Source organism: Corallococcus sp. CA041A, from assembly GCF_003612075.1.
Lineage (GTDB): Bacteria > Myxococcota > Myxococcia > Myxococcales > Myxococcaceae > Corallococcus > Corallococcus exiguus.
The window spans coordinates 1-10,729 of record NZ_RAWF01000314.1 but is presented as its reverse complement, the minus strand read 5'-3'; the positions used below and the strand labels follow the sequence as shown (position 1 = coordinate 10,729).

General features: G+C 70.9%; 7 protein-coding genes. 3 read left to right on the top strand and 4 right to left on the bottom strand.

Annotated elements, in window-relative coordinates:
* Nucleotides 1-15: 15 nt before the first annotated feature.
* The 3 genes from D7V77_RS36430 to D7V77_RS36420 form a co-directional block, all read right to left on the bottom strand.
* Nucleotides 16-2,154, bottom strand: a complete 2,139-nt coding sequence (locus D7V77_RS36430) for a beta-propeller domain-containing protein (RefSeq protein WP_120580864.1) — start codon at nt 2,152-2,154, stop codon at nt 16-18.
* A gap of 133 nt (nt 2,155-2,287) precedes the next feature.
* Nucleotides 2,288-3,460 carry a TIGR02266 family protein gene (locus D7V77_RS36425; protein ID WP_120580863.1) on the bottom strand — a complete coding sequence of 391 codons (1,173 nt, stop codon included), beginning with the start codon at nt 3,458-3,460 and terminating at the stop codon, nt 2,288-2,290.
* 93 nt (nt 3,461-3,553) lie between these two features.
* The gene (locus D7V77_RS36420; protein WP_120580865.1) at nt 3,554-5,380 is read right to left on the bottom strand and encodes an Hsp70 family protein; all 1,827 of its coding nucleotides are present in this window, start codon (nt 5,378-5,380) and stop codon (nt 3,554-3,556) included.
* Nucleotides 5,381-5,639: 259 nt separating this feature from the next.
* Between D7V77_RS36420 and D7V77_RS36415 the strand changes: the two genes are divergently transcribed.
* The 3 genes from D7V77_RS36415 (at nt 5,640) to atpA (ending at nt 9,594) form a co-directional block, all read left to right on the top strand.
* Nucleotides 5,640-6,182 (top strand): ATP synthase F1 subunit delta, encoded by a 543-nt coding sequence (locus D7V77_RS36415; RefSeq protein ID WP_120580862.1) that lies wholly within the window; start codon nt 5,640-5,642, stop codon nt 6,180-6,182.
* A gap of 148 nt (nt 6,183-6,330) precedes the next feature.
* On the top strand, nt 6,331-7,815 hold the full coding sequence (locus D7V77_RS36410; RefSeq protein ID WP_120580861.1) for a PAS domain S-box protein: 1,485 nt from the start codon (nt 6,331-6,333) through the stop codon (nt 7,813-7,815).
* 231 nt (nt 7,816-8,046) lie between these two features.
* The gene (gene atpA / locus D7V77_RS36405; protein WP_120580860.1) at nt 8,047-9,594 is read left to right on the top strand and encodes a F0F1 ATP synthase subunit alpha; all 1,548 of its coding nucleotides are present in this window, start codon (nt 8,047-8,049) and stop codon (nt 9,592-9,594) included.
* A 106-nt stretch (nt 9,595-9,700) separates the two neighbouring features.
* Here atpA and D7V77_RS36400 read toward each other — a convergent pair whose 3' ends face one another.
* Complete coding sequence (locus D7V77_RS36400; protein ID WP_120580859.1) at nt 9,701-10,549, bottom strand: HAD family hydrolase; 849 nt, start codon at nt 10,547-10,549, stop codon at nt 9,701-9,703.
* Nucleotides 10,550-10,729 lie beyond the last annotated feature (180 nt).

Below are 10,729 nucleotides of genomic sequence, written 5' to 3'. Positions count from 1 at the left end.
CGCCCGCCCGCCCCGTCAGGGAGTGCTGACCGGAAACGGAACCGTGACGAGCGGCGTCTGGAGGCTGTCCACCTTCGACACGCGCACCCCCGCGTCGCTGATGGCGTAGACGTAGTCATCCGCCATCACGCTGCGGCGCACATCCGGCACGTAGTAGTAGCTCCACTGCGGCATGCCCGTGGTCTTGAACAGGTCCGACATGGGCACCGCGCCCACCGGGGAGATGCCCGCCGCCAGGTCCACCCGGAACACGCGCAGCTCCGTGCGGAAGCCCTGCCAGTAGTTCTCATAGGACGAGTAGGACCTTGAGTAGTCCGTGAACGGGATGGCCACCAGCCCCTTGGCCGCGAAGTAGTTGAAGGCCTTGTGCTCGTAGAGGGCCTCGCTCCAACCGTAGGCCTCGCCCACCAGCTGCGTGGCGGTCTCCTTCGGGTTCGCCAGGTCGCTCACGTCGAAGAGGGACAGCTTCAGGGTGCTCGTCCCGCAGCAGCCGCCGTTGGGCTCCGTGTGGATGCCCATCGTCAGCAGGTGGTGGTCACCCACCGGGTGCATGTACGTGGAGAAGCCGGGCACCTTCAGCTCACCCACCTTGCGCGGGTGCGCCGGGTCGCTCAGGTCGAAGGTGAAGAGCGGATCCACCTGGAGGAAGGTGACGACGTAGCCGCGCGGGCCCGCGAAGCGCGCGCTGAAGATGCGCTCACCCTCGGCCAGGTCCTCGCTGCGGCCCAGCTCCGCCAGCTGCCCGTTCTTCACGCCCAGCGTCGTCACGCGGCTGGCCGTCGTGGTGCGGCCCCACCACCAGTCCTGGTGCTCCGGCTCCGGGAGGCGCGTGGTGACCGTGGTGGCCATGCGCAGCACGCCCTGGTACTCGTCCAGGGCGAACTGGTTGACGGGCGTGCCCTCCACCGTGCCGGAGCCCGCGTACACCGCGCGGCCCGGCTGGCGCAGGTCGAACTTGTGCAGGTAGGTGAAGTCCTTCTGCCCCGGCTGCGGCCACCACCAGTAATGCGAGTGCGCCAGGTACAGCGATTCCTTGGACGCGTACACCGTGCCCGGCTCCGCCACCAGGCTGGTGCGCCCCGGCGCCGCCGTGCGCGCGTCCAGGTCCAGCGAGGCCACCGTCACGAAGCCCAGCGCGGACGGCGCGTTGCTCCGGTAGAAGTCACCGCAGGACGTGGGCAGCGCCGTCGTCACCCCGTCCGCGTCCACGTGCCGGCCCGCGGGCATCCACTGGTCCAGCGTGTTCGCGCGGATGCGCTTCTCGTTCTCGACGATGAGCGCGTCGAGGGTCTTGGTGAGCTTCCCCTCGTCCTTGTAGAGGTCCTCCGAGTACTCCACCCAGAACTTCACGTCCTCCGGCCAGCGGAACGCGTCCGACAGCACCAGCCGCACGTTGCTGTCCACGCGGCGCGCCTGGTTGAAGACGCCGGGCAGGTAGACCTGATCCACCACCGTGGGGTGCGCCACGTCCGACACGTCCACCGTGGTCACCTTGGTGCTGTCCGCGTTGTAGTAGCCGCAGCCGAAGCCGTAGCAGGCCATGTCCGCGACGGGCACCATGCCCCCGCCCACGCCCACCTTCGTCGGGGTGCCCGGCAGCGACAGCGCCACCTGCGAGACGATGACCAGCCGGTTCTTCTCGTCGAGCAGCATCTCCCGGGGCCAGCCCTCCACCTCCAGCGTCGCCGCCAGCGTGAGCTGCTCCGCGGGCCACGAGCGGTGCGCGTACAGCCGGTTGCCCGACAGCACGAAGATGCGCGTGCCGTCGTTCTGCACGAAGTCCGACTCGTGCACGCCCTCCACCTGGTTGTTGGTGCCGGTGGAGTCATTCGGCGCCTGGCCGCCACCGGCGCCGGCGTTCACGCCGCCCCCCGCCGAGTCCTCCGCGGGCATGGGGCCAAAGACGACGCCGCCGCGCGTCCCCCGGCCGAAGCGCTCCCAATAACCGGGCTTCTGCTGCTCCAGGTTCGCGCGCATCTGCTTCGTCGCGGTGTCCTCGATGTACTGCTCCAGCGCCGAGCAGTCGTCGAAGGTCTCCAGCTTCAGCGACTGCTGCACGGGTTCGTTGTCCAGGCCCTCCGGGGCCTTGCCCCCGTCACCGCACCCCACCGCCAGGAGCGTGAGCCCCACCGTTCCGAAAAGACGTAGACGCATGCGTGAATCCTCCCTCGAAAGTCGACTGCCTCGCGGGGCTCGGCGCTTTGCCACGCCCATGCCAGGGGAGAATCCCGTCGCTTCTGTCCGTGATTGCGGGGGGTTGGGAGGCGCGCGGGGTCACCCGCCGCTCTCAGAAACCTGAGGCGCGCACGGGACCGGCGGTGGGAAAACCGAGGGACTGGGGCACGAAGCGCACAAAGCGCTGCTGCAGCTGCGCGTCCATGCCTTCCAGCCGCAGGCCCATGCCCGTCTGCGAGCGGAACGCGCTCCCCATCCCGGGCGGGTTGCACCACGCCACCACCGCCTGCGCCTCGCAGGGCGTGCGCTGGCCGGCCATCACCAGGCGCAGGGACAGCCTCGAGCCCTCGCGCGCGGGCGTGAGCGTGCGTACGAAGAGGCCCTGGGGGCTGGCGTCATGGCTGAAGCCACTGAGCGTGGGGCCACCCGGCGTGTTGAACTCCACCACGGTGAAGAAGGGCACCCGCTCCGCGGCCCTCAAGGGGAGCGTGCCCTGCGACAGGCGCGCCAGCACCTTCGCCAGCAGCTCGTCCGCGCCCAGCTGCCGCTTGAGCAACAGCGGCGCGCCGCTCAGCTCCTGCGCGCGCTCCAGCACGTCCGGTGCCTCCTCCACCCGCGACATCAGGACCAGCGGCTTGCGTGGGAACTGCTCGCGCAGGCGCGTGGCCAGCGACAGGGCCTCCCGAGGCAGCCGCGACACGTCCACCACGAAGCCGTCCAGCCGCTCGCCCTGGGCCACGGCCTGCGCCGCCGCGTCATCCAGGTCCTTGGCGTAGAGCACGTGCATCCCCTCGTGCTCCAGCGCTCCGCCCAGGAAGGTGTGCAGGAACCGGCCGCCCTCCACCAGCAGCACGCCCCGGCCGCGCGGAGGGCCCGTCCAGGCGCGCTCACGCGACAACCGCACCGCGGCCACCTTCGCCGCCAGCGCCTCCTGGCTCACCGGCTTGGGCAGGAAGTCGTCCGCGCCCGCGCGCCCACAGTGCATCACCTCATGGGGTTCATCCGCCGCGGTGAACATCACCACCGGGACGTTGCGCCCCGCGGGGTGCGCCTTGACCAGGCGGCAGGCCTCGTCCCCCTGGAGCTTCTCCAGGTGCAGGTCCATCAGGATGAGCGCCGGCGTCCGCTGCGCCAGCTCCGCCAGGCACGCATCCGCCCCCTCCAGACCCACCGCGTCACAGCCCATGCGCGACAGGTGCAGCCGCATCACGTCCCGCGCGGTCCGCGAGTCGTCCACCACGAAGACCAGATCTCTCGGGCGAGGAGAAAAGCCGGGGGTCGTCATGACTCCCGGAGATACGCGGACTCCAGGGAAGGCACCACGGACCCGGCGCCACAACGTGAGCTGGTGGACGCCTTTTCCGTGCGCCGCGGGACGTCAGCCGCGGGGCTCCGCGCGGCCGGACAGCAACTTCGTGAGCTGACGGGCAATGAGGGCGCACTGCGCGGCGTCACCGGCGGCCAGCGCGTCCTTGCCGCCCACCAGCAGCTGCTGCACGGTGCCCACGGCGGACTCGGCCTCCGGGCTGGGGTTCTCCCGGGCGCTCTGCTGGAGCAGGCGGGCCAGCTTCTCCCCGCGCTCCAACAGCTTGCGGAAGGTCTCCTCCGCCTTGCGCGCGTCCACCACGCCCTGCGCCTGGGCGTAGTGGGACTGCTCCTGGCCCAGCTTCTCCGCCTCGCCCTGCGGCAGGCCGGCCCGGGCCTCCAGGCGCACCAGCTCCATGTGGCCGGAGGTCAGGTCGGTGGCCTGCACGGAGAGGATGCCCTCGCCGGACAACTCGAAGACGACCTCCAGCGGCGTCTCCCCGCGGTTGGCGACGTGCAGGTTCTTGAGGACCACCTCGCCCAGCTTGTGGTTCTCGTCCTGGAACTCGCTCTCCCCCTGGTACACGGGGATGCGCGCCTCGGACTGGCCGGAGGTGCCCGGGAAGAAGATGTCCCTCGCCACCACCGGTACGCCCGTGTTCTTGGGGATGAGCCGCTTCACCCGGCCGCCCATCACGCCCACGCCCAGGCTCTGGCTGGCCACGTCCAGCAGCAGCGCCTGCCCCGCCTGCCGGACCAGCTCGTCCGCCTGCACCGCGGCGCCCAGCGCCACGGCCTCGTCCGGGTGCACGTCCGTAGAGGGCGCGCGGCCGAAGAAGTCCGCCACCAGCCGGCGCACCAGCGGCACGCGGGTCATCCCGCCCACCAGCAGCACCACGTCCACCGAGCGCGGATCCATCCGCGCCTCCGCCATCACGCTCTTGCAGACGTCCAGGCAGCGGCGCGACAGCGGCTCCGACAGCGTCTCGAAGAAGCTGCGCGTGAGCGCGGTGTTGATTTCGGTGAAGCGCTTCACGCCCGCCGTGTGGTCGCCCAGGCCGGACACGGAGATGAGGGCCTCCTCGGACTCGGTCAGCTCGCGCTTGGCCGCCTCCGCCGCCACCTTCAGGCGCCGCAGCGACTGCGCGTCCTTGGAGACCGCCTCCTGGAAGGCGTCCTCCACCTGCGCCAGCAGCCACTGGACGATGCGCTGGTCGAAGTCCTCGCCGCCCAGCGCGTGGTCGCCGCCCGTGGCCTTCACCTCGAAGACGCCCGCCTTCACGTCCAGGATGGACACGTCGAAGGTGCCGCCGCCCAGGTCGAACACCAGCGCGCTGCCCTCGAAGCCGCGGGACAGGCCGTACGCCAGCGCCGCCGCGGTGGGCTCGTTGACCAGCCGCACCACCTCCAACCCCGCGATGGCCGCCGCTTCCCGCGTGGCCTGGCGCTGGTTGTCGTCGAAGTTCGCGGGGACGGTGATGACGCACTTGCGCACGTCACGTCCGAAGTGCGCCTGCGCGTCCAGGCGCAGCTCGCCCAGGATGAAGGCGGACACCTGCGTCGCGGGCAGCACGCGGCCGGACAGCTTCACGCGCACGTCGCCCGTGGGGCCGGCCACCAGGGGATACGGCACCACCGCCTTCGCCTGCTGCACCAGCTCTGGCGTGTAGCGGCGTCCCAGGAAGCGCTTGGTGGCCCACACCACCGCGTCCGGGTGCTCCTCCCCCAGGGCCTGGGCCGGCTGCCCCACCAGGCGGTCGCCCGCCCGGGTGAGGCCTACCACCGAGGGCGTGAGGCGTCCTCCCGCACGTGAGGGGATGAGGCGCGGGCGTCCTTCTTCCACGGTCGCGACGACGCTGTTGGTGGTGCCCAGGTCGATGCCGATGACAGGTTCTTGCATGGCGAGGGTGGGGCCCACGCTACGGGTAAGCGCCCACTTCCGCCAAGTCCTGTCGCACCCCGGCCGTCCGTTGCCGGGCGCCGGCCTGCCTTCAAGGGCCTGGGGGCGGCCACCAGCACACACCCGGAGCGCCCACCCGGGGACGCTTCCCCGCCCGCTCTCTCCAGACCTCGGGAGGCCCCAAGCGGCCACGGAGATCCAACGCATGGCGCCGGCATCATTGCCGCCAGGGACGCCCCATGCTAAGGGCGCCAGCGTCATGGTGAACGTCTCCATCGCCCGCCGCTACGCCCGCGCCATCCTCGACGTCGCAGCGGAAGGCAACCGCACCGACGCCGTCGCGGAGCAGCTCAACGCCTTCGCCGCTGTCGTGGGCCAGAGCCCCGACCTGTCGGACGTGCTGCTCAACCCCGCCTACAGCCGCGCCCAGCGCAGCCACGTGGTGGAGGCCCTGCTCCAGGCCATGCCCTCCCCCGCGGAGCCCGCGCTCGCCAACGCGGTGCGCCTGCTGGTGGACCGCAACCGCCTGGGCTACCTGCCCGACATCGCCCGGCTCTACCGCGACATGGCGGACGCCCGCGCGGGCCGCGTCCGGGGCCAGGTCACCAGCGCCGCCCCGCTCTCCGCGGACGCCCTCACCCAGCTCCAGCAGTCGCTCCAGCAGCTGACCCAGCGCAACGTCGTGCTGGAGACCAAGGTGGATCCGTCCCTGCTCGGCGGTGTGGCCGCGCAGGTCGGTGGCACCCTCTACGACGGCACCCTGCGCACCCAGTTGGAGCAGCTGCGCCGCGAGCTGAAGTAACCCCTCCCTCACTCCCGGTGCGGCAGACGTGCCGGGTTGTCAGGGTTGCCCCGTAGTCCTAGTCAAACCTGTATTTCCCGTCCGCTCTGGGAATGGGTATACTTCTGGGCAACGCGGACAAGCCCGCGTTTTCCGAGACCACCCGCCCATGTCGCAGCCTGTGTTCCAACGGCTTCCCGGAGCCCTTCCGTCCCCGGGGGTTCCCGAGGAAACCCTGCCCTTTCTGGGTGCGTTGCTCAACGCGCCGGGTTGGGGGGTGGCGCTGGTGGACGGGGACTCCCGCCTCGTCTGGATGAACGACCTGCTGGCTTCGCTGAGCGGCCGCCCGGCGCAGCTGTGCGTGGGGCGCTTCCTCTCGGAGGCGTGGCCCGGCCTGGCGCCGCCGCTGTCTCCGCTGCTGGCGCGGGCGCAGTCCGGTGAGCGCGTGGCGGAGGAGCTGGTGTCGGGCCGCTTCGGCGAGGTGGGCACGCTGCGCCACCTGACCGTGAGCGCCATGCCTGCGGCCCCTTCCTCGGGCGTGCTCCTGCTCTTGCGAGACTCCTCCGCGCGCCTGCGCGAAGAGGCGGCGCTGCGCGCGAGCGAGGAGCACATGCGCTCCATCGTGGAGATCTCCTGCGACGGGTACTTCTTCCACGACCGCGGGCAGTTCCTGGACATCAGCCCCGGCCTGGGGCGCCTGATGGGCTACTACGAGACGGCGGAGCTGATCGGCCGGAACATCCTGGACTGCGTGGCGCCGGAGTTCCGCGCCCCCGCGCGCGACGTGATGGACCGCGGCGTGGAGGCCCCGTACGAGCTGGCCGTGCTCCACCGCGACGGCCGCCGCATCCCCGTGGAGGTCATGGGCCGGCCGGCGACGTTCCAGGGCCGCTCGGTGCGCATGGGCGCGGTGTGGGACGTGAGCATCCGCAAGGCCGCCGAGGAGCGCCTGATGCGGATGGAGCACTTCCGCGACCAGTTCCTGGACGCGGCGGGGGACGGCTTCAAGGCCCCGCTCCAGTCGCTCCAGTGCGACGTGCTCGCCCTCCAGCACGCTCCGTCGATGCCAGAAGCCCTGACCGAACAGGTTGGACGGGTGGGCCAGGGCGTGCGCCGGGTGGAACGGCTGATCCGCCAGCTCCTGGACTTCACCCGTTCCCGGCTGTCCAACGGCCTGCCCGTGCACCCCTCCTCCGTCCACCTGGGCCAGCTGGCGGAGCGCGTGCTGGCGGACCGGCAGCGGGCCCACCCGGGCCGCGACCTGCGGCTCGTCGCCAGCGGCGACCTGAAGGGCACCTGGGACGGCGAGCGGATCTCCCAGCTGATGGACTCCCTGGTGGGCAACGCCCTGCACCACGGCCCGGTGTCCTCCTCCGTGGTGCTCCAACTGACGGGGCGCTTCGACGGGGTGACGGTGCAGGTGCACGACCCGGATTGCCGGGTGCCGCCGGAGTACCAGGGCACCCTCTTCGAGCCGTTCAAGCACCGCGCCCTATGCTCCGCGGATGACGGGCTGGGGCTGTCGCTCTTCATCGTGCGGCAGATCGCCCTGGCCCATGGCGGGCGCATCTCCGTGGAGTCAGGGGCGGCGGACGGCACCCGCTTCATCGTGTGGCTGCCCCGCGAGGATGGCCTCCCCGCGTCCGGCGCCTGAAGCCGGGCCCGGCGCCGGGCTCCCTGGGCTTGCGAGCAGGCGGGGCCCCTCACGTCCGGGGTGCCTGCTTACGTGCGCGATAAAGGGGTGCGGGGGTGGGGGAAGGCCCTGGCGCGTGGCGCGTTGCGAGAGTCCCGGTGCCCGTGATAGGGGGCCACCCGGTACATCAAGATTCGCGGCGGCCATCCCCGTTTCCTCAGGCCGCCCCCTCCGCAAGGACGCTAGACGCCCATGGAAATCCGCGCCGACGAGATCAGCAGAATCATCCGGGAGCAGATCAAGGACTACGGCAAGAAGGTCACCGTCGCCGAGACCGGCACCGTGCTGTCCGTGGGCGACGGTATCGCCCGCGTGTACGGCCTGGAGGGTGCGCTCGCCGGTGAGCTGGTGGAGTTCGCCAACGGCGTGCAGGGCCTGGTCCTCAACCTGGAAGAGGACAACGTCGGCGTCGCCATCATGGGTGAGTTCAAGGACATCCGCGAGGGTGACACCGTGAAGCGCACCCAGCAGATCGCCTCCGTGCCGGTGGGCAAGGGCCTGCTGGGCCGCGTGGTGAACGCGCTGGGCCAGCCGGTGGACGGCAAGGGCCCCATCGAGGCCACCGAGCACCGCCGCCTGGAGGTGAAGGCGCCCGGCATCGTGAAGCGCAAGTCCGTGCACGAGCCCCTGCAGACGGGCATCAAGGCGCTGGACGCGCTGGTGCCGGTGGGCCGCGGTCAGCGCGAGCTCATCATCGGTGACCGCCAGACGGGCAAGACGGCCGTCGCCATCGACGCCATCATCAACCAGAAGGGCCTGGGCGTTTACTGCGTCTACGTCGCCATCGGGCAGAAGCAGTCCACCGTCGCGCAGGTGGTGGAGAAGCTGAACAAGTACGGCGCCATGGAGTACACGGTGGTGGTCGCGGCGAACGCGTCCGACCCGGCGCCCATGCAGTACTTCGCGCCGTACGCGGGCGTCGCCATCGGCGAGTACTTCCGCGACAACAAGATGCACGGCCTCATCGTGTACGACGACCTCTCCAAGCAGGCCGTGGCGTACCGCCAGCTGTCCCTGCTCCTGCGCCGCCCGCCGGGCCGCGAGGCGTACCCGGGCGACGTGTTCTACATCCACAGCCGCCTGCTGGAGCGCGCCGCCAAGCTGTCCGACGAGGAGGGCGCGGGCTCCCTCACGGCGCTCCCCATCATCGAGACGCAGGCGGGTGACGTGTCCGCCTACATCCCGACGAACGTCATCTCCATCACCGACGGGCAGATCTTCCTGGAGACGGACCTGTTCTTCGCCGGCGTCCGTCCGGCCATCAACGTCGGTCTCTCCGTGTCGCGCGTGGGTTCCGCGGCGCAGATCAAGGCCATGAAGCAGGTCGCGGGCTCCATGAAGCTGGAGCTGGCGCAGTACCGCGAGCTGGCCGCCTTCGCCCAGTTCGGCTCCGACCTGGACAAGGCCACGCAGGAGACGCTGGCGCGCGGCGCCCGCATGGTGGAGCTGCTCAAGCAGGGCCAGTACGAGCCGCTCTCCGTCGAGCGTCAGGTCATCCAGATCTACGCGGCGACCAACAAGGACGACGCCGGCAAGCGCGGGTGGATCCGCCAGGTGCCGGTGGGCGACGTGGTCCGCTGGATGAAGGAGATGCTGGAGTTCGTGGACAGCAAGTACCCGAACATCGTCTCCGACCTGGTCGCCAAGCGGGAGCTGACCGCTGACATCAAGGCGAACATCAACAAGGCGTTCACCGAGTTCAACGACCTGTTCCAGGCGACCCCGGGCGCCAAGGTCTAAGCTTCGCGCCCCACGCGCGGTGCCTTGACGGACAGCCCCGCCCTCCCTTCAAACGGGAGGCGGGGCTTTTCGTTTGCCCGCGGTGGGCCACTACCACCGCGCCTCTTCAGCGCAGCCGGGGCAGGATGGCGCGCAGGCTCTTGTCCGCGCTGCCTCGCGTGCCCAGGCGCTGCACGGCGGCGCGCTCGTAGGGCATCACGTTGGCGCGCTCCACCAGCTGCACGTGCGCACCCAGCGCGGAGGGCATGGCCAGGTCCAGTTCGAAGATGTCGCCCGCGACGAGCGTGGACTCCGGGCCCGTGTGCGTGGCGTCCCAGATGCGCTTGAGCGCGGAGAAGTAGCGCCCGCGCTTGAGGTACACCGGCCGGCCCAGCACGCCGTCCAGGTGGAGCGCTTCCGGCAGCGCGTCGAAGCGCGCGTCCTTCGGCTCCGTGTCCTCCAGCTGGAACTTGCGCGCGTCGCCGAAGACCTTCAGCCGCTCGCGGCCCTTGGGGGCCAGCTTGTCCAGCTTCGCCTCCACCAGCTCCGTGTGCGCGTTCGTCACCACCGACACGGGCAGGCCCGTGGCGAGCAGCGCCTCCAGCACCTCCTTCGCCTCCGCCTTGAAGGCCGTGGCCGAGTGCCGGTACGCCTCCCGGTACAGCGTCTGCACCGTGTCCGTGCGCAGCGCTTCGTCGTCGCCCTTGCCGAAGCGCTTGAGCAGCCGGTGCGCGGTGCAGGTGGCCGTCAGGTAGGGGTCCGCGGTGGCCGGCGCCACGATGCGCCCCGCGACCTCCCAGCCGTACTGGTCCACGCCCTCATGCAGCGCGGCGACCTCCTCCGCCCACGCCTGGGACGCGTCCTGCCCCAGCACCCCGTACAGCGCGTCCTGGAAGTGCTTGAGGAAGGGCTCGCCCTCCGCCAGCACGTCCGTGAAGGTCCCATCGAAGTCCAGCACCACGCACGCGATTCCCATCCACCTGTCCTTGCAGCCCGGCCGCTTGGAAGCGCGGCCGTGAACGAAAGCCCCGAATGACGCCCCGTCGGCCGCTCCGAATCAAGCCCCCTGCCCTGCCTCCGGGTGGAGGCCGGTGCCAACTCCCGGAAAGCCGGATGGAACCCGGGTCGGGTGGTCCCGGCCCCCCGCCACCCCCAC